Annotated in this window: 22 protein-coding genes; 7 read left to right on the forward strand and 15 right to left on the reverse strand. The window is 74.1% G+C overall.

Annotated elements, in window-relative coordinates; translation table 11 throughout:
- Positions 1-5: 5 nt before the first annotated feature.
- Genes AB0B02_RS19935 through AB0B02_RS19945 form a run of 3 tightly spaced genes read left to right on the forward strand, consistent with a single transcriptional unit; the run spans position 6 to position 2,163 of the window.
- Positions 6-995 carry a hypothetical protein gene (locus AB0B02_RS19935; RefSeq protein ID WP_357302256.1) on the forward strand — a complete coding sequence of 330 codons (990 nt, stop codon included), beginning with the start codon at positions 6-8 and terminating at the stop codon, positions 993-995.
- Between the two features lie 35 nt (positions 996-1,030).
- The gene (locus AB0B02_RS19940; RefSeq protein WP_357302259.1) at positions 1,031-1,396 is read left to right on the forward strand and encodes a VOC family protein; all 366 of its coding nucleotides are present in this window, start codon (positions 1,031-1,033) and stop codon (positions 1,394-1,396) included.
- Positions 1,397-1,428: 32 nt separating this feature from the next.
- Positions 1,429-2,163, forward strand: coding sequence for a DUF2071 domain-containing protein (locus tag AB0B02_RS19945; RefSeq protein ID WP_357302263.1), 735 nt, complete (start codon positions 1,429-1,431; stop codon positions 2,161-2,163).
- Positions 2,164-2,181: 18 nt separating this feature from the next.
- Here AB0B02_RS19945 and yidD read toward each other — a convergent pair whose 3' ends face one another.
- A complete protein-coding gene (gene yidD / locus AB0B02_RS19950) occupies positions 2,182-2,553 on the reverse strand; it encodes a membrane protein insertion efficiency factor YidD (RefSeq protein WP_357302536.1) in 372 nt (123 codons plus the stop codon).
- A 127-nt stretch (positions 2,554-2,680) separates the two neighbouring features.
- On the opposite strand from yidD, the gene AB0B02_RS19955 reads away from it, so the two are divergent.
- Positions 2,681-3,541 carry an AraC family transcriptional regulator gene (locus AB0B02_RS19955; RefSeq protein WP_357302266.1) on the forward strand — a complete coding sequence of 287 codons (861 nt, stop codon included), beginning with the start codon at positions 2,681-2,683 and terminating at the stop codon, positions 3,539-3,541.
- Here the strand turns inward: AB0B02_RS19955 and AB0B02_RS19960 are convergent.
- Positions 3,538-4,818, reverse strand: coding sequence for an aminoglycoside phosphotransferase family protein (locus tag AB0B02_RS19960; protein WP_357302269.1), 1,281 nt, complete (start codon positions 4,816-4,818; stop codon positions 3,538-3,540). The genes AB0B02_RS19955 and AB0B02_RS19960 overlap by 4 nt on opposite strands.
- A 108-nt stretch (positions 4,819-4,926) precedes the next feature.
- Between AB0B02_RS19960 and AB0B02_RS19965 the strand changes: the two genes are divergently transcribed.
- Positions 4,927-5,520, forward strand: coding sequence for a hypothetical protein (locus AB0B02_RS19965; protein ID WP_281943888.1), 594 nt, complete (start codon positions 4,927-4,929; stop codon positions 5,518-5,520).
- A 21-nt stretch (positions 5,521-5,541) separates the two neighbouring features.
- Here the strand turns inward: AB0B02_RS19965 and AB0B02_RS19970 are convergent, their stop codons facing one another.
- Positions 5,542-6,699 (reverse strand): hypothetical protein, encoded by a 1,158-nt coding sequence (locus AB0B02_RS19970; RefSeq protein WP_281943890.1) that lies wholly within the window; start codon positions 6,697-6,699, stop codon positions 5,542-5,544.
- 210 nt (positions 6,700-6,909) lie between these two features.
- Between AB0B02_RS19970 and AB0B02_RS19975 the strand changes: the two genes are divergently transcribed.
- On the forward strand, positions 6,910-8,451 hold the full coding sequence (locus AB0B02_RS19975; protein WP_357302274.1) for a gluconokinase: 1,542 nt from the start codon (positions 6,910-6,912) through the stop codon (positions 8,449-8,451).
- 22 nt (positions 8,452-8,473) lie between these two features.
- Positions 8,474-9,991 carry an SLC13 family permease gene (locus tag AB0B02_RS19980; protein ID WP_281943894.1) on the forward strand — a complete coding sequence of 506 codons (1,518 nt, stop codon included), beginning with the start codon at positions 8,474-8,476 and terminating at the stop codon, positions 9,989-9,991.
- 191 nt (positions 9,992-10,182) lie between these two features.
- On the opposite strand, the gene AB0B02_RS19985 is transcribed toward AB0B02_RS19980, so the two are convergent.
- The 12 genes from AB0B02_RS19985 to AB0B02_RS20040 all read right to left on the reverse strand — a co-directional run bounded on the left by AB0B02_RS19985 (position 10,183) and on the right by AB0B02_RS20040 (position 25,124).
- Complete coding sequence (locus AB0B02_RS19985; RefSeq protein WP_281943896.1) at positions 10,183-10,467, reverse strand: antibiotic biosynthesis monooxygenase family protein; 285 nt, start codon at positions 10,465-10,467, stop codon at positions 10,183-10,185.
- A gap of 27 nt (positions 10,468-10,494) precedes the next feature.
- Positions 10,495-11,253: a MerR family transcriptional regulator gene (locus tag AB0B02_RS19990; RefSeq protein ID WP_281943898.1), complete on the reverse strand. Its 759-nt coding sequence runs from the start codon at positions 11,251-11,253 to the stop codon at positions 10,495-10,497.
- Positions 11,254-11,308: 55 nt separating this feature from the next.
- Positions 11,309-13,588: an EAL domain-containing protein gene (locus AB0B02_RS19995; protein WP_357302278.1), complete on the reverse strand. Its 2,280-nt coding sequence runs from the start codon at positions 13,586-13,588 to the stop codon at positions 11,309-11,311.
- A gap of 208 nt (positions 13,589-13,796) precedes the next feature.
- Positions 13,797-15,989 (reverse strand): S1 family peptidase, encoded by a 2,193-nt coding sequence (locus AB0B02_RS20000; RefSeq protein WP_357302281.1) that lies wholly within the window; start codon positions 15,987-15,989, stop codon positions 13,797-13,799.
- Positions 15,990-16,130: 141 nt separating this feature from the next.
- Positions 16,131-17,684 carry a glycosyl hydrolase gene (locus AB0B02_RS20005; protein WP_357302284.1) on the reverse strand — a complete coding sequence of 518 codons (1,554 nt, stop codon included), beginning with the start codon at positions 17,682-17,684 and terminating at the stop codon, positions 16,131-16,133.
- 93 nt (positions 17,685-17,777) lie between these two features.
- Positions 17,778-19,232 carry a hypothetical protein gene (locus tag AB0B02_RS20010; protein WP_357302287.1) on the reverse strand — a complete coding sequence of 485 codons (1,455 nt, stop codon included), beginning with the start codon at positions 19,230-19,232 and terminating at the stop codon, positions 17,778-17,780.
- Positions 19,233-19,275: 43 nt separating this feature from the next.
- Positions 19,276-20,346: a hypothetical protein gene (locus tag AB0B02_RS20015; protein ID WP_357302290.1), complete on the reverse strand. Its 1,071-nt coding sequence runs from the start codon at positions 20,344-20,346 to the stop codon at positions 19,276-19,278.
- 258 nt (positions 20,347-20,604) lie between these two features.
- Positions 20,605-20,838: a zinc-ribbon domain-containing protein gene (locus AB0B02_RS20020; protein ID WP_107158271.1), complete on the reverse strand. Its 234-nt coding sequence runs from the start codon at positions 20,836-20,838 to the stop codon at positions 20,605-20,607.
- An 86-nt stretch (positions 20,839-20,924) separates the two neighbouring features.
- A complete protein-coding gene (locus tag AB0B02_RS20025) occupies positions 20,925-21,752 on the reverse strand; it encodes an SRPBCC domain-containing protein (protein ID WP_281943909.1) in 828 nt (275 codons plus the stop codon).
- Positions 21,745-22,308 (reverse strand): helix-turn-helix domain-containing protein, encoded by a 564-nt coding sequence (locus AB0B02_RS20030; RefSeq protein ID WP_281943911.1) that lies wholly within the window; start codon positions 22,306-22,308, stop codon positions 21,745-21,747. Before AB0B02_RS20030 ends, AB0B02_RS20025 begins: the two co-directional genes overlap by 8 nt.
- A gap of 90 nt (positions 22,309-22,398) precedes the next feature.
- On the reverse strand, positions 22,399-23,742 hold the full coding sequence (locus AB0B02_RS20035; RefSeq protein WP_357302295.1) for a class I SAM-dependent methyltransferase: 1,344 nt from the start codon (positions 23,740-23,742) through the stop codon (positions 22,399-22,401).
- Complete coding sequence (locus tag AB0B02_RS20040) at positions 23,739-25,124, reverse strand: FAD-binding oxidoreductase (RefSeq protein WP_357302298.1); 1,386 nt, start codon at positions 25,122-25,124, stop codon at positions 23,739-23,741. The genes AB0B02_RS20035 and AB0B02_RS20040 overlap by 4 nt, the downstream gene beginning before the upstream one ends.
- Positions 25,125-25,163 lie beyond the last annotated feature (39 nt).

Consider the following 25,163-nt stretch of genomic DNA (forward strand, 5'->3'; position numbering starts at 1 on the left):
GGTGGATGAGCGTTCGGTGGCCCGGTCCGGGCGTCCTGGCGGCGTGGCTGCTGGCGACCGTGCCGGTCCCGCTGATCTTCTTCGAGTGGACCCACCGGTGGGAGGAGGACCCGCCGCTCACCGCCGCGCTGTGGTGGCCGGTGCTGGCGTCGCCGGTGCTCGCCGCCCTGGTAGCGGCCGGTCAGCCCCGCCGCCGCGGCGTCGCCGGCCCCGCGCTCGCGGTGGCCGTCGCCACTCCGCTCACGGCCGTGCTGCTGGGCGCGTCACTGGCGTTCTTCCGCTGGGTGGTGCCACTGACCGGCGAGGCTCGCTGGGGGCAGGCGCTGCTCGGTGGCCTGGCGCTCGCGGTGGCCGGCGCGCTGACCGGGTACGCCGCCGGCGCGCGCCTGCCCCGCCGGGACCGGCCGCCGTCGCGGCGCGGCTACCTGGTCGGCGCGCTCGCCGTCGTGTTCGGGGCGCTGCTGGCGCAGTCCGCGGTCCGGCTCGGCGCCGAGGGCAGCACGGTCGGGGAACCCCCGAGGGAGTACGGCGGCACGGGCCCCTACGCCACGTCGGCCGGGCGGGTCACGGTGCCGGCGCCCGGGGCGTACGCGATCTTCGGGGTGGGTCTCTCACCGGCGGCCCCGGACTGCCGGCTCACCGGCGCGGGCGCGGCGGTCCGGGTGGCGGAACCGGTCCGGGTGCCGCCCGGCGGCTACGGCGGGGATGCCGCCAGCTACGCCTGGGTCGCCTCGGTCCGGCTGCCGGCGGCCGGGGCGTGGACGCTGACCTGCCGCACGTCGGATCCGGAGGCGTCCTACGTGGTCGGCGACGAGCCGCGGATCCGGGGCGCGGTGGGCGCGCTGATCCACTGGCCGGTGGGCGTGATCTGGCTGCTCGGCGCGCTGCCCGGCCTGCTCGTCGGCGTGGACACCGCCCGGCGGCGGCGTGCCGCCCGGCGTACGGGCGGGAGTGCGGCGCCCGAACGCCCGGGAAGTGTCGTAGTGGGCTCGTAGCCTGGCGGGGTTCTCGACGATCACAGGGAGGCGACGTGCTCGACCACTTCTCCGTAGCGGTGCGCGACCTGGCGGCCAGCGGCGCCTTCTACGACACGGTCCTCGCCCCGCTGGGCGGCCGGCGGATCATGGAGCCCGGGCCGATCGGCTACGGCGTCGACACGCCCGACTTCTGGGTCGAGCCCGCGCCGGCCGACGCCGCCCCGGCGCCGCTGCACATCGCGTTCACCGCGCCCGACCGGGCGGCCGTGCAGGCGTTCCACGACGCGGCGGTGGCGGCCGGTGCCGAGGTGCTGCACGCGCCGAAGGTCTGGCCGGAATACCACGCCGCCTACTATGGCGCGTTCGTCCGCGACCCGGACGGCAACAACGTCGAGGCGGTCTGTCACCGGCCGGAGTGACCCGCCGGCCCGGCGGGAGGCAGGATGGTCGGGTGGAGATCGAACCGGTCGAGCACGCGCCCGCACGCGCGATCCGTCGGGCCTGGCTGGCGCAACGCTGGCACGATCTCACGTTCCTGCACTGGGCGGTGCCGCCGGAGCGGGTCGCGCCGCTGCTGCCGGCCGGCACCCGTCCCGACACGCTCGACGGGCTCAGCTACGTCGGGCTGATCGGCTTCCGGATGGTCGGGCTGGGGTTCGGCCGCGGGCCGGGCGTGCCCTACTTCGGCACGTTCGCCGAGACCAACGTGCGGCTCTACTCGGTTGACGGCGCCGGCCGGCGGGCGGTGGTGTTCCGCTCGCTGGACGCGTCCCGGCTGGTGCCGGTGTTGGTCGCCCAGCTCAGCCTGCGCCTGCCCTACAAGTGGTCGGCGATGCGGCTGGAGCGGGCCGGCGACACGCTCACCTACCACTGCCGGCGGCGCTGGCCCGGCCCGGCCGGCGCGGCCAGCCGGATGACCGTCCGGGTCGGCGCGCCGATCCCCGAGCCGACGCCGCTGGAGCACTTCCTCACCGCGCGGTGGGGCCTGCACACCCGGGCGTACGGGCGCACCCGGCACCTGCCGAACTGGCATCCGCGGTGGCCGCTGCACCGCGCCGAACTGCTGCACCTGGACGACGAGCTGGTCACCGCCGCCGGCCTGCCCGCGCCGGACGGGCCGCCGGTGAGCGTGCTGCACTCCCCCGGCGTCCCGGTCGTCTTCGGCGGCCCCACGTCGGTTCCCTGACCGCGTGCCGGCCGACGGTCAGCGCAGCGGGTCGTGGGTGCCGCGCGGCACGTCGGGGCGGCACCGGCGGACCCGGTCGGCGGCCATCCGGCCCCCCACCGAGAGGCCGTGCCGTTCCACCGCGGCCAGCCCGTACGCGCTGCACGTCGGCGTGAAACGGCAGGTCCCCGGCCAGCGGTGCGACAGCCAGCGTCGGTAGCCGAGGATGGCGGCCCGGCCGGCCCGGTCCACGGCCGGCGTCCGCACCAGGCCGGCGGTCACCGAGCCGAGCGTGAGCAGCGTCGAGAAGAGCCCCAGGTCGCAGCAGCCCGGACCGTCACAGTCGAGCAGATCGCAGTCGCAGTCGCACCAGTCCCGGTGCTTTTTCTTCTTGTGGTGTCGCTTCCGCATGATCACGAGGCCATGATGCGACACCCCCGCCAGTGGCGGCTCAGCCGACCGGGAGGGGGCCGGTGGGGGCGGGGTCACGGGCAGCCGGAACCATGGCGTCGAGGGCGAACCCAGGAAGGAGCATCCGGTGCTGGATCGGCTCAACCAGGCCATGGACCACCTCGAACAACGGCTCGACCAGCCGCTCGACGTGGCCGCGCTGGCCCGCGTCGCCTGCACGTCGGAGCACCACTTCCGGCGGCTCTTCTCGGCGCTGGCCGGGATGCCGCTGTCGGAGTACGTGCGCCGTCGCCGGCTCACGCTGGCCGGCGCCGACGTGCTCGCCGACCGGGAGTCGCTGCTCGACGTGGCGATCCGGTGGGGCTACGGGTCGAACGAGGCGTTCGCCCGCGCGTTCCGGTCCGTGCACGGCGTCGGCCCGGCGCAGGCACGGCGCACCGGTGCGGTGCTGCGGTCACAGCCCCGGATGTCGTTCCGGCTCGTCGTCGAAGGAAGCAGCAGCATGGACTACCGGATCGTGACCAAGGGCGCCTGCCACCTCGCCGGCCGGAAGGCCCGGGTGCCGCTGGTCCACGAGGGGATGAACCCGCACATCGTGGCGTTCGTCAAGAGCGTGGACCCGGACACCGTACGCCGGATCGAGGCGCTGTCCGACCAGGAGCCGGGCGGCATCGTCAACGTCAGCGACGACCTGGCCGGGTCGCGCGCGGAGGGCACCGAGCTGGACTACTGGCACGCGGTGGTGACCGGCGGCCCGGTGCCGGCGGACCTGGACACCCTGCCGGTGGCGGCCGGCGACTGGGCGGTCTTCCGCAGCTCCGGCGCGTTCCCGCAGGCGTTGCAGCACCTCTGGCGGGACGTGTTCACCCAGTGGTTCCCGTCCAACCCGTACGAGATCCGCCCCGGGCCGGAGATCTCCCGGGTGCGGATCGCCGAGGGCGGCGGCACCGCCGACGCGGAGTTGTGGATCCCGGTACGCCGGGTCTAGCGGCGCGCCTCGGCGGCGGCCCGCGCCAACGCGGCCGGCACGTCGAGTGCGTGGTAGGGGTGCTCGCTCGGCTCGATGCCGGCGAGGAACATCGCGTACGCGGCGGCCAGCCGCAGCGGCGCGACCGGCCGGAGCAGGTCGACCGCCCGGTGCGGGTCGCAACCGGGCGCGTCGGCCCGCCACCGGTCGGCCCACGCGTCGATCAGCCGGGCGGCGGCCGGCGCGGCCAGGCCCTCGGCCAGACGCAGGACGTCGAACGCGGGATGGCCGACGAACGCGTCCGCCCAGTCGAGGACGACGCGCCGGGTGCCGTCGCCGCGGACGTTGCCGGGGTGCAGGTCACCGTGCACGAGCGTGTCGGGCAGCCCGCAGTCGCGAACCTGCCGTAGCCGCTCGTCGAGCCCGTCGAGCAGTTCCGCGGCGGCCGACACGTCGTGCCCCGCCAGCCACCTCCGGATCCACCCACCCAGCCGCACCCCGCGAAGGTCGGGTACGCCGTCCGCGACCAGCCGACCCGCCGCCCCCACGGCGCGCACCTGCACCGCGTGGTGCGCCGCCGCGATGCCGGCCAGTTCCGCCTCCCCGGCCCCGTACCGGTCCTCCCCCCGCACGTCCTCCACCAGCACCCGCCCCTCCCCACCCACCGCCAGCACCCCCGGCCCGACCCCGGCGTCGTCGACCAAGGAGTTCGCGTCTCCGTCGAGCTCTCCGGCGACGCGAACTCCCTGATCGACCGGGGAGGTGAGGGAGGCGGGGAGCGGGAGGGTGGTCAGCCAGGTCAGGACGGCGGGTTCGTGGTGGGCGAATGGGGGGAGTTGTTTCAGCCACGCCGGGCCCGGTGGGGTGTCCAGGCGCCAGATCGCGGAGAGGTTCCAGGTGCGCTGCTGCGCCACGGCGGTCACCGGGCGACCGAGGCGGCGCAGCTCGTCGGTGGCCCAGGCCACGCTGCGGGCCGGGCCGCCGGGCTCCGCCCACGGCTGGCGCAGCGGGTGCGGTGCGAGGTCCACCGCGACCGGCTCCAGGGGCATGACGGGCGCCGCGACGGCGGCCGAGGCCCCGGTGAGCTGGGCCAGGTAGCGGACGTGGCCGCCGGGTGGGTGCGGGCGGTCGGCGTCGAGCAGCCGCAGTACGGCCACGTCGACGCCGTGCCGGTGGCGGACGCCGTCGACGATCGACGCGACCTGCTGCCACCACGGGTCCGGCACGCCGAACGGAGGCAGCGCGCCGAGCGGCCGACCGGCGGCGTCGACCAGGACCACTGTCACGGTGCGGGACACGGCCGGACGCTAACCGAGCACCCCTACGGGAGGCGAGCGGATTGATCCGGGAGCGCTGCGGGGCGGCTCCCGGATGTCCCGGCGACGGGCGGCGGACACGCTGGGGCAATGAGCCTTCTCGATTCCCGGACTCCTCCCGCGTACCGCTGGTTGCGGCCGGTCGCGGTGACCGCCGCGTTGCTGCTGCTCGGCTACGGGCTGCTGCGCCTGCTCGACCGCCTGGACGGGCACAGCGACAAGGGCGCCTGGGCGTGGAACACCGGGCACACCCTGTTCCTGTTCGGCGTGCTCGGGTTCGCCGCGCTGATCGTCGGGTTGCACGGCCTGCTGCGTACCCCGTCGGGCCGGCTGCGGACGCTCGACGACGTGGCCGCGCTGGCCGGCCTGGTCGGTGCCGCCGCCTTCGTCTGGGTGATCCTCGGTGACCTGTTCCCACGCTTCGCCGACGCGGTGGACACCCCCGGAGTGGTGCTCGTCGGCGGGCCGGCGCTGTTCGAGGTGGGTCTGCTGGTGCTGCTCTACCGCGCGGCGGCGGCGCGGCTGCTGCCGGTGTGGGCGCCGGTGCTGGTGCTGGTCGGGTTCGTGGCGATCGCGGTGAACCTGGACCTGCTGCCGGTCGGCGCCGCGCTGGTCCTGGCCGGCCTGCTGCCGCTGCGCGCCCGGGGTGTTAACCGGGGGCCCCGCCTATACCGGAAGCGTTAACAGGGGGCCCCGCCTTACACCTCAGCTGCGGAAGGTGCGGCGCGGGCCGCGGTGGTCGGCGCACGCGTCGCGCTGGCCGCCGGTCCGGCTGATCGTGCCGTCCCGGCACTGGACCAGCCAGCCCCGACCGGACCAGAACCCGGGTACGCACTCGAACCAGTCGCAGACGCCGGCGGCCGGCCTGCGGATCCGGTTGCCGCCGCAGAAGTCGTACCCGAAGGGGTTCACCGGGGCGCCGCAGCGCCGCTCGGTGGCCGGCTGCGGGACGGCGTCGCGCGGCGCCGCGGGTCGGGTGCGGCGCGGTTCCGGGTCGGCGCTGGGCCGGACCTGGACGGCAGGGGCGACGACCGGTGGCGCGGGCGTGCCGGTGGCCGCCGGGGTGGCGGCGGCGGCGCGTTCCGACCCGGCCCGGGTGGGCGGGTTGGACTCGACGAGCATCGCCGGCACGGCCAGCGCGAGCGCCGCGCCCACCGCGACGGTCCGCCGGCCGCCGGGCACCAGCGCGGAGGGCCGGGCCTGGCCGGGGGTGAGCACGGCCGGGCGCTGCGGGCGGGACTCCGCGTGCTCGTCGAGCAGTGCGTCCAGCTCGGCGACGACCGCGGCGCGCTGCTCGATCGCGTCGGCGAAGGCCAGCGTGAGCGTGAACCGGAAGTCGGCCGCCGCGCCGGTGGGCAGCAGCAGCCCCGAGGTACGCCGCCGGTCCAGCACCTGGATCAGGGTGACCGGCGCGGCCGGGTCGTGGGACAGCCCGGTCATCCGGCCGTACACCCAGTCGCGCCGCCCGCGCCCGCCGAGCAGCACCAGCCGCCGGTTGGTGAGCACGGCCAGCCCGGCGTCGACCACCCGCACCCCCTCGGGGCGGCGCGGGCGCAGCACCGCCGGGTCGGGGTCGACGGTCAGCTCGGGGGCCGGCAGCACGGCGGTGTGCCGCACCTCGACCAGTTGCGCGGCCGGCAGCGTCCAGAAGACCACCTCGCCGGGGGCCAGCTCCATCGGCAGGCCCACGCCGGCCCGCACCGAGCCGTGAAAGGAAACCGCGAGGGTACGCAGGCGACGCAGCTCGTCGTCGCGGCGTCGCCACGCCTCGTCGGCCGCGCGGAAGGCCCGCTGCCGCCGTTCGTTCTGCCGGTGTGCCCACCGGTAACGCCATGTGGAACCCGTCGAATCAGTCATCGCCACGCCGACTCCTCCGCCGCGCGAGCCCACCAACCGGGGTGTCACTGGTAACAACGGGCGGGCAGGGGCGCGAAGACACGCGAAAGTCGCTAATTAGTCCGTTTGGTTGATTGACGGCCACTCCGCTTCGCCATGCGGGCCGGTGGGCACGTCGGTAACGTCAGCCGCAGGGCGGGGCGTCCGCGGCCCCCGGCGGCGAGTGGAGGTGCACCGGTGGGCGACCCGGCCGTCGTGGTGGGCGTGGACATCGGCACCACCAGCAGCAAGGCGGTCGCGTTCGACACCGACGGCCGGCAGTTGGCCAGCCACTCGATCGGCTACCCGCTGGAGGAGCCGCACCCGGGCTGGGCCGAGCAGGACCCGGACCTCATCTACCAGGCCGTGCTCGGCGTGATCCGCGCGGTCGTCGACGAGTTGGGCCGGCCGGTCGCCGGCCTGTCGTTCAGCACCGCGATGCACAGCCTGATCGGGCTGGACGCCGACGGCAACCCGCTCACCGCGTCGATCACCTGGGCCGACTCCCGGGCCAGCGCGCAGGCCGAACGGCTGCGGGCCGTGCCGTCCGGGCTGGCCCTGCACCGGCGCACCGGCACGCCGGTGCACCCGATGGCGCCGCTACCCAAACTGGTCTGGTTCGCCGAGCAGGAGCCGAAGCTGCACGAGCGGGTGTCGCACTGGGTCGGCATCAAGGATCTCGTGCTGCGGCGGCTCGCCGAGGCGCTGGTCACCGACCACTCGGTCGCCTCCGCCACCGGCCTGATGGACATCCACCGGCTGGCCTGGGACACCGAGGCGCTGCGCGTCGCCGGCATCACCGAGGAGCAGCTCCCCCAGCTCGTCCCCACCACGCACGTGCTGCCCGGGCTGACCGCCGAGGCCGCCCGGGCCACCGGCCTGCCGGCGGACACCCCGCTCGTGGTGGGCGCCGGCGACGGCCCGCTGGCCAACCTCGGGCTCGGCGCGGTCCGCCCCGGTGTGGTGGCCTGCTCGATCGGCACCAGCGGCGCGATGCGGGTGATGGTGGAACGCCCCGGCGTGGACCCGCTGGGCGGCGTCTTCTGCTACGCGCTGACCGAGGACCGCTGGGTGGTCGGCGGCGCGATCAACAACGGCGGGATCGTGCTCCAGTGGGCCCACGACGCGCTCGCCCCGGAGCTGGGCGAGCACGCCGAGGAGGAACTGCTCGGCCTGGCCGCCCAGGCGCCGGTCGGCTCCGGCGGGCTGATCATGCTGCCGTACCTGCTCAGCGAGCGGGCGCCGCACTGGAGCGCGCTGCCGCGCGGCGCGTACGTCGGGTTGACCCACGGCCACGGCCGCGCCCACCTGGTGCGGGCCGCGCTGGAGGGGGTCTGCCAGCAGCTCGCGCTGGTCCTGGCGTCGGTCCGCGCGGCCGGCAACGAGGTCCGCGAGGTCCGCGCCAGCGGCGGCTTCGCGCGCAGCCCGCTGTGGCGGCAGATCCTGGCCGACGCGTTGGGCATGCCGGTGCGCTTCCCGGCCGGGCACGAGGGTTCCGGGTTCGGCGCCGCACTGCTCGGCATGCAGGCGCTCGGCCTGATCCCCTCGGTCGAGGTCGCCGCCGACCTGGTCCGGATCGAGGAGACGGTCCGCCCCGACCCCGCCGCCGCCGCCACGTACGCGGCACTGCTCCCGCTCTTCTCCGAGCTGTACGACGCGCTCGTGCCGACGTTCGCGTCGCTGCGACGGCTGGCCCCGAGCCTGCCGCCGGAGCCACCACCCACCGCCCCACCCCGATGACCGAACAGAGGTCGTGATAGCCGTGGTCACACTGCTCGCCGCACCGGCGGAACCACTCACGAACGCCGGCAACACCCAACTCGTCGTCGCCGCGCTGCTCGGCATCGCGGCGGTGGTCGTGCTCATCGCCTGGGGCAAGGTGCACCCGTTCCTGGCGCTGATCCTCGGCGCGGCGGTGCTGGGCGTGGTCGCCGGCGTCTCCGCCGACAAGATCGTCACCTCGTTCAGCGGCGGCGTCGGCTCCACGGTCGGCGGCGTCGGTCTGTTGATCGCGCTCGGCGCGATGATCGGCGGCATGCTGGCCGAGTCGGGCGGGGCGGACAGCATCGTCGAACGGGTGGTGGGCCGAGTCTCCGGTGGCGCGCTGCCCTGGGCGATGGCCGGGGTCGCCGCGCTGATCGGCCTGCCGCTGTTCTTCGAGGTCGGCGTGGTGCTGCTGGTGCCGATCGTGCTGCTGGTCTCGCGCCGGGTCGACGTGCCGCTGATGAAGATCGGCATCCCGGCGCTGGCCGGCCTGTCGGTGCTGCACGGCCTGGTGCCGCCGCACCCGGGCCCGCTGGTCGCGATCGACGCGCTCGGCGCCAACCTCGGCCAGACGCTCGCGTTCGGCCTGCTGGTGGCGATCCCCACGGTGATCATCGCCGGCCCGGTGTTCGGCAACTTCATCTCCCGGTACGTGCCGGCCACCGCGCCGGAGGCGCTGCTGCCCACCCGGCGCGACCTGGCGGTCGCCGGGGACCGCAGCCCCACCCGTCCCGGCGACGGGCGGGCCGACGCCGACGGCGACCTGGTCACCGAGGACGACCTGGTCAACCCCGGCACCGGTCGTCCCGGCGCGTCGATCGACGAGCCGGCCGGGCCGCGGTCCCGGCGCACGCCGGCGCTCTGGGCCGCCGTGGTCACCGTGCTGCTGCCGGTGGCGCTCATGCTGCTGCGCGCCATCGGCGAGCTGACCCTCGACGAGGACACCGCCGGCCGCAAGGCGCTGGACATCGCCGGCACCCCGATCGTCGCGCTGCTCGCCGGCGTCATCTTCGCCATGGTCTTCCTGGGCTACCGGAACGGCTTCAGCCGTACCCAGGTCTCGGGTTTCCTGGGTGGCTCGCTGCCGGCGATCGCCGGCATCCTGCTGATCGTCGCCGCCGGCGGCGGCTTCAAGCAGGTGCTGGTGGACGCCGGCGTGGGCAACCTGGTCGCGGACGCCGCCACCGGCGCCAACCTGTCGCCGCTGCTGCTCGGCTGGCTGGTCGCGGTCGGCATCCGGGTCGCCACCGGCTCGGCCACGGTCGCCACCATCACCGCCGCCGGCATCGTCGCGCCGCTGGCCGCCACGCTCCAGGGCCCCGAGGTGGCGCTGCTGGCGCTGGCGATCGGCTGCGGGTCGCTGTTCTTCTCACACGTCAACGACGCCGGCTTCTGGCTGGTGAAGGAGTACTTCGGGCTGACCGTCGGGCAGACCATCAAGAGCTGGTCGGTGATGGAGACCATCATCTCGGTGGTCGGCTTCCTCGGCGTCCTCCTGCTCGACGTCTTCGTCTAGCCCCCGGCTGCCGGGCTGCCCGGCTGCGACGAACGAGGATGCTCTCACACCGCCTACGAACTTGATGGCGTGAATGGGTCAACCAGGGCGCGGCCAACAGCAGCCGCCGTGCTGACCCATCCGTGCCATCAAGTTCGTAGGCGACCCGTGGGCACTGTTCGCCCCAGGCCAGCCAGGGCCACGAGCCCTGCTCAGGGCGCCTCGACGCCGGAGATGCGGAACTTGTGCACCTCGGCGCCGAGGATCGCCGTCACCTGCGCCGCGTCCGGCCCGGAACCACGGAACGCGAGCAACTGCTCGTCGGACTCCCACCGCTCGTACACGTTGATCCGGCCCGGCTCGACCAGGTCGGCGCTGACCGCGAAGTCGACGCAGCCGGGTGCGGCGCGGGCCGCGCGGACGGCCTCCGCGCAGGACGCCAGGTAGGCGTCCCGCCGGGCCGGATCGACGTAGAGGGTGCCGGCGACGATGAACATCCGGCCATCGTGCCATCCGGGGCGGGCTCAGGCCCGGCTGATCGCGTTGGCGTGGATGGCCTCGTTCAGGTAGGCGGCCATCCCGGGCCGGATCGTCTCGAAGTACGCGGTGAACCGGGGGTCGGCCACGTACATGTCGGCCAGCCCGGTGTGGATCTCGTACGAGCAGTCGTACCACCACTCGGTGATGAGCTGGCGGTGCTCCTCGGCCAGCGCCATCGCCTCCGGGCCGTCGGCCGACGCGCCCGAGTCCATCAGCGCGGCGAACCGCCGCCCCCAGTCCTCGTTCACCGCCTTGTTGCGCAGCCAGTCCTCCTTCGAGTAGCGGCTGGCCCGCTGCTGCGACTGCCGGTACGCCTCGGTGTCACCCCACCGCTGCTCCACCTCTTCGGCGTGCTCGTCCGGGTCGAAGTCCCCGAACACCTCGAACCGCTCCTCCGGCGTCAATCGGATCTCCAACTTCCTCGCCTCCATCGCGCGCTCGATCGCCGCGACCATTTCCTGGAGCTTGCCGATCCGCCCGGAGAGCAGCTCGTGCTGCCGGCGCAGGTGCGCCGCCGGGTCGGCGTCCGGGTCGTCCAGGATCGCGGCGATCTCGTCAAGCGGGAACCCCAGCTCGCGGTAGTAGCGGATGAGCTGGAGGCGGTCCAGGTCGCGGTCCTCGTAACGGCGGTAGCCCGCCGGGGTCCGCCCGCTCGGCCGCAGCAGCCCGATCTCGTCGTAGTGGTGCAGCGTGCGGACCGTCACCCGGGCCGCCCGCGCCACCTGACCCACCGTGTACGCCATGGGTTCCCTCCCTTCCGCGACCAAGGCTCCCGCCTCCCGCAGCGTGAGGGTCAAGTCACCCGCTGATTCTCTCGTGCGCCAACGTGGGGAGCAGGTCCGGCAGGGCGCTCGGACGGCCGTACCGCCAGCCCTGGCCCTGCCGGCAGCCGATCGCGGTGACCGCCGCGTGCTGGGCGCCGGTCTCCACCCCCTCCGCCACCACCGCCAGGTCGAACGCGCCGGCCAGCCGGTTGACCATCTCCACCGTGGCGTACGCGCGGGAGTCGCCGGCGCCCAGCCGGGCCACGAAGGATCGATCGATCTTCAGTTCGGTGGCCGGGATCCGGTGCAGGTAGCTCAACGACGAGTAGCCGGTCCCGAAGTCGTCGATGGCGATGCGGATGCCGAGGTCGCGTAGCTGGGCCAGCCGGTCGAGCACCGCCTCGCTGCCCTCGATCAGCGCCGACTCGGTGAGTTCCAGGGTGAGCGCGCGCGGCGGCAGCCCGGCCGCGCCCATCGCGCCGGTGACCGTGGCGATCAGGTCCGGCCGGCAGAGGTGGGCGGCGGCGATGTTGACCGCGACGGTCACCTCGGGGGCCCGCTCCCGCCAGGTCGCGGCGGCCCGGCACGCCTCGTGGATCACCCAGCGGTCGATGGCCAGGATCAGCCCGGTCTCCTCGGCCAGCGGCAGGAACCGCGCCGGGGTGAGCACGCCGAGCCGGGGATGCCGCCAGCGGACCAGCGCCTCGGCGCTGCGCACCGTGCCGGTGGCCAGGTCGACGATGGGCTGGAACTCCATCAGCAACTGACCCTCGTCGACCGCGCGGCGCAGGTCGGCGATCAGCTCGGCCCGGCTCACCGCCGACTCGCGCAGCTCCGGCGTGCACGTGCGCCAGGCGGACTTGCCGGCCGCCTTCGCCGCGTACATGGCGATGTCGGCGTCGCGCAGCAGGTCGGTGTGCGAGCTGTGTTGCGGGCCGTACTCGGCGATGCCGATGCTGGCCGACGGGTGGACGCCGAGGTCCTCCTCGCCGGGCAGCGGTTCGAGCGCGGCGAGCAGCCGCACGGCGAGCCGCTCGGGGGCCACCGGGCGGTCCCCGGCGACAAGCACCGCGAACTCGTCGCCACCGAGCCGGGCGACCATCCCGTCCGGGCCGGTCGCGTCCCGCATGCGCGCCGCGGTGGTGGTGAGCAGGCGGTCCCCGGCGGCGTGCCCGAACCGGTCGTTGACCTGCTTGAAGCCGTCCAGGTCGAGCAGCACCACGGCGACCGGTCCACCCGCCCGCAGCGCGCGGCGCAGTCGCCGGATGAAGGTCAGCCGGTTGGGCAGGCCGGTGAGCTGGTCGGAGTAGGCCAGCCGGCGCAGCCGGGCGACCAGCCGCAGGTTCTCGTTCGCGGCCAGCCCCTGCCGCAGCGCCAGCACCCCGAGCAGCGCCATCATGCCGACGAAGACCAGGTGCGGGGTCTGCCCGGTGGGCTGCCGGGACACCATCACCGCGACGATCGCGCCGCCCACCGGCAGGTACGGCAGCGCGACCCGCCACCACGGCGGCAGCGGCGACTCGCCGGCGTCGTCCTCCCGGTCACCGCCGCCCGGCGCCGGACAGCGGGTGGCCAGGCCGACCAGCAGGTAGCTCAGCGGCCAGCAGACGTCGACCGGGTGCCCGGGGGCGTAGCTGCCGTGCGCGACGAGGGAGACGTAGACCGCGTCGGCGCCGGCCCGGATCGCCAGGCCCGCGCCGATCAGGGTGAGCGCCCGCCACATCGGCCGGCCCGGCCCGGCGACCGCCACCAGGATGGTGAGCTGCATCAGGTCGAACATCGGGTAGAGCAGCCCGAACGTACGCAGCGGGTCGGACAGGTCGGCGGCGGCGAGGTCGCGGAACACCACCACCCAGCCGATCGGGATCAGGGCCAGCCCGACGATCACGCCGTCGAGCAGCGTGCGGGCCTGCCCGATGAGGCTGCTTCCGCCGGCCCGGGAGCAGAGCAGCGCGGCGGTGCCGGTGACGATGCCGGCGGTGAAGAGCCCGCCGACCAGCGGCGTGTGCGGCAGGTCGATCCCGCTGAGCCGCTCGACCGTCCACACCGTACGACCGAGCGCGGCGAGGGCCATGGTGGTCGCGAGCAGCAACCAGAACCGCCGCAGCGGGACCGGGTGCCGGCGGGCCGCGCCGACGCAGAGCACCGCCGCCCAGCTCGACACCGCCATCGCGCCGAGGTCGCTGACAAGCGCCGCGCCGGGCAGGGCGGCGACCAGCCAGATCATCTCCCCGAGTACGACGACGGCGGCCGCGACGAGTCCGACACGGCCGGCGAGCGGGTGACGGGCCGGCGCCGCGGCGGCGAGGCTCACGTCGTGCGGGGGGACAACGATGCGCTCCGGCTCTCTTCCAGACGTGCGCCCTCGGTGATGAGGACCGGACGGCGGACGACGAACGGCGCAAGCCTAGTCAGCGCCGGGGGCCGCCGCCAGACTCGGTCCGGTGTCGGCCACCGGACGCGACGCGGGCCGTCCCACCGCAGTGGAGACGGCCCGCGTCCTCATCGGACCTCGGCGCGGATCACCAGCGGCGGGTGCTGTCCGGCCAGGAGTCGTACGACTGGGCGGAGAGGATCGCGTCCCAGCCGGCGCTGGCCGTGCCGGTCGGCACGTACGCCGCCAGGTCGGCGCCGCTCGTGTCGAACGGCCTGGTCTCCAGGTAGCCGGTCAGCACGCCGTTGGCGTCGCGCCGGTAGTACTGGCCGCCGCCCGGCGAGAAGAGCGACGTGACCCCGTTCCAGCCGCTGGTCGCCGGGTCGAACCGGCCGTCCCAGGCGCCGGCCGGCGTGACGACGTAGGTGGCCAGGGCCCCGGTGCTGGTCGTGGTAATCAGATGCCCCTTGCCGTTGGCGCCGAGGGACTGCACCCCGAAGCCGCTGGCGATCGGCACCACGTGGTTGGGCAGGTCGGTGGTCGCGTCGGCCGGCTTGGCCTTGGCCACCGTGTACCTGTGCAGGACGCTGCCGGCCTGCCCGAAGAGTGAGCCGTTGCCGTCGTAGACCAGCCGGTCGTGCGTCCAGCCGCCGCCGAGGCGTTCGGTGGTGCGGGTGAAGGTGAGCGGCTGGACGCTTGTGACGTCGACCCGGTGGAGGTCACCGCCGTTGGTCACCAGCAGGGTGTCCGAGCTGAGGGTGGCCAGCGCCTTGGGCGTGAAGCCGAGCGTCTGCTCGGAGACCGTCCGCACCACGATCGCGCCGGTCACCGGGTCGAGGGCGGTGTAGGTGAGCCGCCCGTCGGGCCGGGCGCCGAAGACCGAGATGACGCCGTGCCACGGCCGGGCCGACAGCAGGGTCTGGTTCCACCCGCTGGTGCTGACCGCTGTGGACTTCGCCAGGTCGGCGCCGCTGCCGTCGACCGGGTTCGCGTCGCGGAAGCGGTCCAGCCCGCCGCCGGCCGTGCGGGCGAAGTACCAGCCGCCACCGGGCGAGAGCACGTGGGTGTAACCGGCCCAGCCGGTCGTGGCGAGCGTGCTGAGGATGAACCCCTCCGGCCCGCCTCCGTTGATGCGGTAGGAGAGCAGCCGGCCGTCGGCGAGGTTGCCGAGGATGCGGCCCGGCGCCGGGGAGGTGAGCGTCTTCTGGCTGAAGCCGGCGGCGACCGTCACCGGGTACCCGAGGTCGTTCTGCGAGGTCGGCTTCTCGGTGGTGAGCGTCCGGCGACGCAGCTCGTAGCCGATCTGCCCGTAGAGCGAGCCGTAGCCGTCGTAGGTCAGCCGGTCGTAGGAGGACCAGCCGTCCCCGATCCAGGTGGTGGTGAACGTCAGCGGGTCGACGCCTGTCACGTCCAGCCGGTACATCTTGCCGCCGGTGTCCGTCACCAGGATGGTGTTCTCGTTCAGCGTGGCCATCGCCTTGGGCGTGAAGCCGAGCGTCGCGGTCGACACCCGGTTCGCGCGCAGTTCGCCGCTGGCGGCGTCGATGACGCCGTAGGTGAGCTGCCCGGTGGCGGTCACCCCGAAGATCTGCACGTCGGCGGTCCGCTCGCGGATCCACGCGGACAGGTCGTCCACCCGGGTGACGGTGGCCCCGTCGCGGGTCTCGGTCTCGCCGAGGCAGCCCTTCTGCCAGGAGGTGTTGCCGATCGCCACGAGCTGCGGCACACCGGCGACGAGGCGGAGCGCCGGGCCACCGGCGTCGCCCCGGCAGATGGTGGCCCCGGCCGAGGCGCCGGTGACGTCGGCGGTGGCCGCGCCGACACCCTCCACGGTGAAGTCGGCCGCGTGCAGCCGGTCCGGCACCCACTCGGTGGCGGTGCGGCCGTACCCGGCGACGGTCAGCGTGTCGGCCGCGGCGGGCGCGGCGGTGGCGAGCGCGACCGGGGTGATGCCGGTGACCGGGTTGGCGAGCCGGAGCAGCGCCAGGTTGCGGTCCGGGTGCGGGAGGACCGCGACGGCGGCGCGCTGGTGACCGGCGGTGCCGGTCAGGTCGGTGCGCCCGACGACGACGGTGGTGGGGCGGGCCGGGGCGCCGGCGGTGACGGGGCCGGTGCCGTCGGTCAGGCAGGTCTTCGCGGTGACCACGAAGTTCGGGTCGACCAGCGCGCCGGTGCAGGCGCGCAGGTCACCGAAGGTGATCTTGGCGGTGAAAACGTAGGTGCCGTCGGGCACCGGGGTGGCACCGCTGACGGCCGACGCGGTCCCACCACCCAGCAGCGTCGAGACGGTGACGACGCCGAGGAGAGCGGCTCCCCACCGGCGGGCATGGCGAACTGACAACGAATCCCCCGTGGTTCGATCGGCGCGGACCGGGGGTCCGGTCCGGTCCCGCTGGATGTTATCCGGCGGACACGGGACGTGTAGCGCGCCGGAACATAACCGCCCAATAGCGACAGTCAGCCGGACCGGACCGGTCCGTCGTCACTGGACGGTGACGTTGTCCACATAGACCGCCGAGGTGCCGCCCGCGCCACTGCCCGGCACGAACTGCACGCCGATCTCCCGCACGTCGCCGAGGTTGGCCACGCCGGCCAGCGACAGCGACAGGTTCACCCCGGCCGAGGTGACCGCGACCGTGCCGCCGTCGAACCACTGCCAGCCGGCCCCGGTCTTGACGTAGAGCTTCGCCTGGCTGCCGGTGCCGAAACTGCCCCACGGCGCGACGCGCGCGGTGGCCCGCAGCGTGCCACGCCCGCTCAGGCTGGTGGTGGCGGTCTTCTTCAGGTACGCGGCGCCGGCGCCCAGGTTGACGTCGGACTTCAGCGAGCGGGTGCCCTCCGCCGCCCACTCGGTGACCTGCCAGGGCCCGCCGGTGACTCCTGCGCCGGTCCAGCCCTCGGTGCCGGACTCGAACCCGTTGAGCAGCGTGCCGCCGGACGGGGGCGGGGTGGTGCCGCCGCCACCCGGCTCGGTGACGTTACCCAGGTCGACCTCGCCCCGGTTGGCGATCCAGGAGTTGTTGAACAGCGTGCTCGCGCCGGCGTTGCGGGCCGGGCCCCAGCCGTCGTTCCAGGCCAGGAAGTAGGACGTCTTCGGGTAGCTCTGCTGGAACGCGGTGACCCAGCGCCCGTAGTCGAACGAGCCCTGGCTGTCCGGCCCGATCTCGGCGAACGCGAACGGCTTGCCCAGCCCGACCAGCTCGCTGTACGCGGACTGGATGCCGGAGACCTGCGGGTTGTCGTCGTACGCGTCCATGCCGACGACGTCCACGTAGGAGCTGCCCGGGTAGTAGGCGGTGCGGTTGCCCCGGCTGAAGTCGGCCGAGTAGACCCAGAGCAGGTTGTCCAGCCCCTTGGTGCCGGTGAGGTAGGTGTACGTCTGCTGCCAGACCTGCTTGAACGTGTTCGGGTCGCGGTTGCCCCACCAGAACCAGTCGCCGTTGACCTCGTGGAACGGTCGGAACAGCACCGGCACCCCGGCGTTCTCCAGGTCCTGGAGGCCGGCGGCCATCTTGTCCTGGAGCTGACGCCAGCGGGCGCCGGCGGCGGTCGACGGGTTGAGCAGGTCGGCGAAGTTGCCCATCGGGGTGTTCAGCCCGCCCCCGTTGGCGTTGGCCGGGCTGGGCAGGTGCACGCTGATGGTGACCAGGCCCCCGCTGGCCGACCAGGACTTCAGCGACGAGTTGCAGGAGTAGTCGACGAGCGCGGTGATGTCGTTGTTGGTCGCCCAGCCGGAGCCGTAGTCGCAGCTCAGGATCGCCGGGTACTGGCCGGTGGCGGCGCGCAGCTCCTCGGTCTGGCTGAGCGAGAAGCCGCTGTTGCTGTAGCCGCCGAAGAAGCCGGAGGCGATCCGGTTGCTGCTGCGGTTGGGCAGGTGGGCGAGCCAGTTGAGCACGTTGCGGGTGGCGGTGGACGCGTTCGCGTTGGCCGGGGCGACGGTGTGCGCCTCGGCCGGCGCGACGACGGAGAGGGCGGTGGCGGCGGCCAGGACGGTGGCGGCGGCGGTCGACGCGAGGCGGATCCTGCGGCTTCGCATGGGTCACCTTTTCGGGTCAGGGGGTCGGGCGTGGCTGCCACCAGTGCACTACTGAACCGATTAAGTTTCAAGCATGTAAATGAATTGATACTGCTACCCGTCGTGATGCTCCGGCGGTCCGCCGTGCGTCCACGGCGTCTCCTCCGGCGTCGGGAACACGCCACCCGGCAGGTAGCCGTCGGAGAGGCTGGTCAGGCAGATCCGCTCCCCCACCTCCGGCACGCTGCCGGCCGGCGCGGTCAGCCCGCGTCCCATCCCGCCGGACAGCTCCAGCACCACCTCCGTCTTGCCGTCCCCGCCCGGGGTCACGAACACCACGGTCGCCTTCTGGCCCGGTCGGGCCGGCGAATACAGCGTCGCGCCCACCGGCATCGGCACCGGCTCGACGGTCACCACCTGGATCCGGGGCCGCAGCACCGGCCGCCGGCCGGAGTCGTCCACCCGCTTCGGGTCCGCCAGCGTCACCTCGCCCACGAACGCCTCGCCGGCCAGCCGGTGCTCGGCCATCACCAGCGGATCGTCGTACGCCCGCTGCACCGCCCACGCGGTCAGCGCCCGCTCCAGCCGCTGCAACCGCAGCGCCGCGGCCACCGCGCCGTCCCGGCGCGGCTGCGGACCGCCGCCGGCGTCGACGTGCTCGGCGTACCCGGTGAACGCGTCCCGGTCCCCCGCCCACCGACCCGCCACCCGCGCGCCGGGCGGCAACGCCCGCAACAGCCCGACACCGCGCCACATCAGCTCCCAGGTGGGCGCGAGCTGGCCGCGCAGCAGCCCGGCAAGCTCGTCGTACGCCGCCGGATCGCCCCCGGCGTACGCCTCGATCGCCGGGGCCAGCCGGTGGTTGTCGAATTCCGGGTCGGTGGCCGGCCCGGCCGGTGGCACGAGCGCCGGATCCTCGGCCCGGAGCGCCGCCTCGGCCCCGGTCGACCCCGGCGGCGGGTCGAGCCAGCCGAGCAACGCCGGCAGGTGCAGGTCCTCCACCGCGCTCTGCCCGGTCGCCCAGTGCAGCGTCAACGCGTCGGTCATCGCCAGCAGCGCCGCCGAGCCGGGCTGCTCGGCCCGCTCCGCGAAGAACGTCAACCAGCGGCCGAGCAGCGGCACCGACGGGTGCACCGGATGGTCGCCGTCCGGGCGACGGAAGCGGGTGGACCGACCGAACAGCCGCAGGAACGTGACCCCGGCCGGGTTCGGCACCAGCAGTTGCGGCGCGTCGACGTACCGGTGGCGGACGTCCCGGCCCCGGTCCACCGCCACCGCCTCGGTCACGCCGCGGAACGAGTCCAGATAGGGCAGCACGATGCCGGCCAGCTCGGCGGCGAACGCGAACCGCTGGTCCCGGTTGCGGGGCTGCGGCACCACCAGCAGCCGGGCCTCGTCCGGCGCGGCGCCCACCAGCACGGCCAGTGGGGCGTTCGCCTCACCCGCGAGAGCCAGCGGCACCAGCACCAGCGGCCGGTCCGACAGGTGCAGGTGCCGGACCGTGGCCACCGGCTGGGCCCGCCCGGCGGCGACCGCCTGCGCCCGGGCCAGCGCGCGCAGCGTACTCACCGCGGCTCCCCCGCTCGACGCGCCCGCGCGCTTCGGGGCGTACTCATGCGGGGTTTCCGGCGAGGGCGTCGGCGCGCAGGCGCGCGGCGGCCCGCAGCAGCGCGGCGGCCTCCGCCTGCTCCGGCTCCGGGGTACGGACGCCCGCGGCGAGCGCCAGCACGTCCGTCACCGCCGGCACACCGCCGAGCGCCTCCCGGACCGGCCGGCCCAGCGCCCCGGTCTGGCCGCGCGCCTCGTGTCGGCAGAAGAAGGCCAGCTCGCAGGCGGCCAGGCAGTCCGGCGCGTAGCGGGCCGGCACCTCGTGCAGCGCGGCGGCCAGCGTGGCCGGGTCGGCCGCCGGGTCGGCGGTGAAGCCGGCCGGCAGGGTGGCCAGCAGGTCGTCGACGCGGGCCATCCGGGCGAGCTGCCGGCGCAGCACCAGGAGCTGCCGGCGGACGTCGAGCAGGCTGGCCACCGGCCGGTTGGCGAAGTCGCGCGGGCAGATCAGCACCACCTCGTGCGAGACCAGCTCCGGATCGCGTCCCGCGGCGGCGAGCAGCTCCCGCAGGGCCAGCACGTAGACCGCGGACTGGATCGCGGCGGCGGCCACCTTCGCCGGGTCGGCCTGCCCGTCGATCACCGGAAACGACTTGATCTCCACGACGTGGAACCGGCCGGCCAGCCGGGCGGCGACCAGGTCCGGCTCCAGGTGCACGCGTCGGCCGGCCACGTCCAGGCCGAGCAGCGGATGGTCGAACAGCGCCGGAGCGTCCCCGCCGGCCGTCAACGCCGCCCGGGAGCGTTCCGTCCGGTCGTCGTCGCCGCCCAGGTCCGTCCAGGTCGCGCCCGCCGGCACCGGTACGCCGAGCCGCTCCGCCACCAGGCGCAGCAGCTCCACCCCGCCGTCCGCCTTGACCTGGGCCTCGAACGCGTTGCCCCGGGTGATGGCGAACCGGGACTGCCCGAACCGGGCCGGGAAGCCCAGCCGCTCGGCCAGCGCCGGCTTGTCCGCGCCGGCGCTGTCCAGCACGGCGCGCCGGGTGCACCCGGGGTTGCCGGTCAGCGCCGCGATGGTGCGGGCGTTGTGCCGCCGCGGCGGCCCCCCACCCCGAATCTCCCCCAGCCGATCTTCCACCCGATGAAGTGTAAGGACGGGCCCCCTGTTAACGCCTCCGGTAGAGGAGGGTTCCCCTGTTGACACCCGCTCCGGTGGGTCACCGTCCGGCGGAACGGTTCCACGGGGAGCGCGGGGACAGCGCGCCAGCCGCCGGCCGGCTGCGGCGACGGTGCCGACGGCCGGGCGTGCAGGGCGGACGGGCGGCGGTGTGCACCGGCACGGCGGGCGGTGTGACCATCGGCCGTCCCATCAGCCAACAGAGGAAGCGCGTCACGGTCAGCCGACCGGGAGGCGCTCGGCCTCGGCGCGGGAGATGTCGTACTCGGCGCCGCAGAACGTGCACTGCTGCGCGTACCGGGTGCGCACCGGGATCAGCGGGACGAAGAAGAGGCTGAACTTCGTGGCCCTCCGCGTGATCACCTGTGCGGCCTGGTTGCCGCAGTGACGACAGACCCGGGTGACGACACCGGACCGGGTGACCTTGGTCCGCAGCCCGAAGATGAAGAACATCGCCCGGCATTACCCACCCGGGGCACGGGTTAAGCGGGGCCCCCTCCTATACCGCAGGCGTTAACAGGGGGCCCGTCCTTTCACCGTCAGAGCCAGATGGGGCGCCAGGCGGGGAGTTCGTGGAAGCGGCGCAGCTCGGCCAGGCCGGCCACGGTGCCGGTCCAGGCGGCGTACGGGGGGTTGCCCTCGTCGAAGCCGGACTGCACGAACGTCAGCTTCGTCCGGCCGGCGGACTCGGCCAGCTCCCAGGTGCTGACGCCGGTGGGCCCCCAGTCGACGGAGATGGCCCGCCCGGGCGTCACGTCCAGCACCTTGGCCGCGTAGCCGGTGTCGAAGCCGCCCATCGCGTAGCGACCGCCCGCCCAGGGTTCGATGCCGATCGGGTAGCCGAACCAGGCGCTGGCCTGCTCCGAGTCGGTCAGCGAGGTCCACACGGCGTCGATCGGGGCGTCGATCAGCAGCTCGCCGCGCAGGTCGGCGGCGGTGAAGTCGGTACGCGGCAGCAGCGACCGTCCCTCCAGGTGCGCGTTGAGGTTGGCGATCGACAGCGCCCAGTACGTCTGGAGCACGCCCCGGATGCTGCTGCCGCTCATCGCCTCGTCGAAGGAGAAGTGGCTCTGCCGCAGCGTGAGGATCGTGGCGTCGCCGTCGGGCGCCAGCTCGATCTCGGTGGTGGTCTCCACCCCGTCGAGCGTCCACGTGAAGCGCAGTGACGTGTCGTCGACGTGCCGCAGCCGCTGGTGCGGCGCGTCGCCCTCGGGCGTGAAGCGGCCCCAGAACTCGTACCGGCGGGGCAGCTCGACCTCGGCGTGCTCGGCGAGCCACACGCGCAGCTCGGTCGGGTCGGTCAGCGCGCGGCGGACGGTCGCCACGTCGGCGGCGAGGCGGGCGCGGACGGTCAGCGGCTCAGTCATCGGTGTTGTCGCCTTTCGGGTAGCAGGCCACGGCGAGCTTGAAGGCGTCTCCCTCGGCGCCGCCGTATCGGGTGAACAGGTCCCGCAGCGTCGACTGCAGGTCGTGCAGGAACTCCTGGCGCCGCTCGGCGGGCACCCGGATCTCGCCGGACACGCCGATCGAGGGCAGCTCGGGGGCGGCCCGGTCGAGCGCGGCGATGTCGGCCTGGACCTCCTCCATCAGGTCGAGCAGGTAGCCGAGGCTCAGCTCGTCGCGCACCCGGCGCCCGTCGCCGATGCGGCCGACCAGCCGCGGGGAGAGCCAGTAGGACCGGGCGACGGCCTGGTAGATGCCCTCGGTGATGCCGCGCACCTGCCGCTGGGCGACCTGCTCGGCCAGGCCGGCCGCGACCAGTTGCTTGACGTGGTAGTAGACGCGCTGCGGCGTCTGGTCCAGCCGGGCGGCGACCTCGGTGCAGGTGCGCGGTTCGGCGAGTTGCCGCAGCACCTCGATGCGCTGCGGCTTGAGCAGGGTCTCCGCCTGCTCGCGTGCTTCCAGGTACAGGACGTCTCTCATGGCAAAAACAAGTTTGTACGTACAAAAATCATTTGTCAATAGCGCCGACGAGAGGCCGCGCGGGTCCGCGCGGCCTCTCGTCGGTACGGGTCAGGGCGTCCAGTCCGGACGCAGCGGGTAGCCGTTCACCCCCTGCGGGCCGTTGTGCGTGGCGAGCACCTGGTGCAGTTGGATGCCGTTGCGTTCGAACGCCATCCGGGAGCCGGCCATGTAGAGGCCCCACACCCGGGCGGTGCCCGGACCGACCTCGTTGACGCAGAAGTCCCAGTGCTCGACCAGGTTGCGGCACCAGCCGGCCAGCGTCAGCGCATAGTGCTGGCGCAGGTTCTCCTCGTGGTGCACCTCGAACCCGGCGTCGTGGATCTCGCTGATCAGCCGCCCCGGGCCGGCCAGCTCACCGTCCGGGAAGACGTACCTGTCGATGAACGCGCCGGAGCGGTGCGGCGCCCGGTTGTCGGCCCGGGTGATGCAGTGGTTGAGCAGCCGACCACCGGGCTTGAGCCGGGACCGCAACGCGCCGAAGTAGGCCGGGTAGTTGCGCACGCCGATGTGCTCGGTCAGCCCGATCGAGGAGATCGCGTCGAACTGCTCGCGCGGCGCGTCCCGGTAGTCGAGGTGCCGCACCTCGGCCAGGTCGCCCAGCCCCTCCCGCTCGATCGCGGCCTGTGCCCACTCGGCCTGCGCCCTGGACAGCGTCACGCCCAGCGCCTTGACGCCGTACTCCCGGGCCGCGTGCCGGACCATGCCGCCCCAGCCGCAGCCGACGTCCAGCAGCCGCATCCCCGGCGTGAGCGCCAGCTTGCCGGCGACCAGGTCGTACTTGGCCCGCTGCGCCTCCTCCAGTGTGTCGCCGGGGCTGCGGAAGACCGCGCAGGTGTACGTCATGGACTCGCCGAGCACCTTCTCGTAGAAGGCGTTCGACACGTCGTAGTGGTGGGAGATCGCGGTGCTGTCCCGCGCCCGCGAGTGACGAAGCCCGTTCACCACCCGCTTCCAGCGCGGCGCCGCCTCCTGCGGCGGGGCCGGCGGGGGCCGCAGCCGCTCCCAGCCCAGCCCCTTGACCAGGGCCAGCGCGTCGGCCACCGGCGGCATCCGCAGCGGCATCTCGTCCTTGAGCACCCGCAACGCCTCGTACGGGTCACCGGGGTGCACGCCGTCGAGCCCCAGGTCACCGCTGACGTAGGCCCGGGCCATGCCCAGGTCACCCGGCGCGGTGAGGAGGTACGACAGACCCCGCTCGGTGCGGATCGCCAGGGTGATCCCGGCGTCGGCCGGGCCCACCGCGCTGCCGTCGTACCCGGTGACCCGGACGGGCAGGTCGCCGGTGGTCACCGCGCGGATCACGTCCGCGACGGTCGGTCCGGTGCGCCGGCCGCCCGTGGGCGGCCCGGCCGGGGCGCTCGCCGCCCCCGGTGTTCGGTCGGTCAGACTCATGCTCGGGATACCGCCTTCTCGTACAGTCCGGTGAGTCGATGATCCGGGTCGTAGCGGTCCTTCACGGCGCGCCAGGTCTCCCCGCCGTAGAGCCGGTCGAACGCGGCCCGGTCGTAGTACGCGTCGGAGTAGAGCGACTTGTGGCCGCCCGTCTCCGACACCATGTGCTCGATCCGCCGGTTGACGTCGCCGTCGGCGGCGCCCGGCGCGATCGGGACGCTGCCCCAGAAGCCGATGTTCACATAGGTCTCGCCCGGTTGGAGCGGATACAGCGGCCACGCCCGGGCCGATCCCGGGCCGGCCGGCTCCCGCAACCGCAGCGGGCAGAGCCACACCGGATCCATTCCCACGTTCGCCGCGAACCAGCGCAGGAACTCCGGCGTACGCGCCAGCGGGATCTCCACGTCCTGCACCACCCGCTCGCGCGCCGGCCGGCCCCGCCACCTGTCGACCCGGGCGGCCACCTGGTGCCGGTGCTCGAAGCGCACGATCTTGTGATAGAAGTCGCTGCGCCGGTAGCGCTGCGGCCAGAGCCGCCGGAGCACCGGGTGCTGCACGCCGAACGCGGACGAGCACCAGAACCAGTCGGTGTCCCACCGCCAGAGATAGTCGTACGCGGTCAGCACGTCGCGGGTGCGCCGACGCAGGGAGCGGTAGTAGATCTCCTGGCCGGTGTAGTCGGACGGACGGCCGTCGGCCTGGTCGGTGAACGTGGCGAGCACCAGGTAGGACTCGCCGGGGCTGAACATCACGCCGTCCATGGCGTCGACCGGCTCGCCCCCGAACGCGCCCTTGTCGACCACCTCGCCGATCGCGTCGACCAGCTCCTCCAGCCGGGTGAACCGGATGTTGCGCAGCGCCACGTGCCGGCCGACCGGTTGCAGCTCGATGCGCAGCCGGGTGGCGTAACCGAGGCTGCCCAGCGAGTTGGGGAACGCCCGGTGCAGCTCGGCGTGCTCGCCCCGGGGACGGGTGGTGATCAGCTCCCCCGCGCCGGTGAGCACGTCCATCTCGGTCACCGACTCGTGCGGCAGGCCGTTGCGGAAGGACGTCGACTCGATGCCCAGGCCGGTCACCGCGCCGCCCAGCGTGATGGTGCGCAACTGCGGCACGACCAGCGGCATCAGGCCGTGCGGCAGTGTCGCGTCGACCAGGTCCTCGTAGGTGCACATGCCCTGCACGTCGGCGGTGCGGGCCGTCGCGTCGACGTCGAGCACCCCGGTCAGCCCGCGCACGTCCAGCCCCGGCACCCGGGGCGCGGACCGGGGACGGAACAGGTTCGACGTCTGCTTGGCCAGCCGCACCGTCTCACCGGCGGGCACCGCGGCGTAGGACCGCCGCAACGCGTCCACCGCCCGTTCATGATCACGGACAGCTCGCATGAGATCACCTTACGCCCCGGTCCGACAATTCGTGGCACC

This window comes from Micromonospora sp. NPDC049240 (assembly GCF_040647835.1).
In the GTDB taxonomy this organism is placed as follows: domain Bacteria; phylum Actinomycetota; class Actinomycetes; order Mycobacteriales; family Micromonosporaceae; genus Micromonospora.

Bases quoted from the DNA above. Each gene is read 5' to 3' on its own strand.
- AB0B02_RS20035 (WP_357302295.1), bottom strand. From the start codon at position 23,742: ATGAGTCTGACCGACCGAACACCGGGGGCGGCGAGCGCCCCGGCCGGG.
- yidD (WP_357302536.1), bottom strand. From the start codon at position 2,553: ATGCGGAAGCGACACCACAAGAAGAAAAAGCACCGGGACTGGTGCGAC.
- AB0B02_RS20025 (WP_281943909.1), bottom strand. From the start codon at position 21,752: ATGACTGAGCCGCTGACCGTCCGCGCCCGCCTCGCCGCCGACGTGGCG.
- AB0B02_RS20040 (WP_357302298.1), bottom strand. From the start codon at position 25,124: ATGCGAGCTGTCCGTGATCATGAACGGGCGGTGGACGCGTTGCGGCGG.
- AB0B02_RS19985 (WP_281943896.1), bottom strand. From the start codon at position 10,467: ATGTTCATCGTCGCCGGCACCCTCTACGTCGATCCGGCCCGGCGGGAC.
- AB0B02_RS20020 (WP_107158271.1), bottom strand. From the start codon at position 20,838: ATGTTCTTCATCTTCGGGCTGCGGACCAAGGTCACCCGGTCCGGTGTC.
- AB0B02_RS19990 (WP_281943898.1), bottom strand. From the start codon at position 11,253: ATGGCGTACACGGTGGGTCAGGTGGCGCGGGCGGCCCGGGTGACGGTC.
- AB0B02_RS19965 (WP_281943888.1), top strand. From the start codon at position 4,927: ATGAGCCTTCTCGATTCCCGGACTCCTCCCGCGTACCGCTGGTTGCGG.
- AB0B02_RS20005 (WP_357302284.1), bottom strand. From the start codon at position 17,684: ATGCGAAGCCGCAGGATCCGCCTCGCGTCGACCGCCGCCGCCACCGTC.
- AB0B02_RS19935 (WP_357302256.1), top strand. From the start codon at position 6: ATGAGCGTTCGGTGGCCCGGTCCGGGCGTCCTGGCGGCGTGGCTGCTG.
- AB0B02_RS20030 (WP_281943911.1), bottom strand. From the start codon at position 22,308: ATGAGAGACGTCCTGTACCTGGAAGCACGCGAGCAGGCGGAGACCCTG.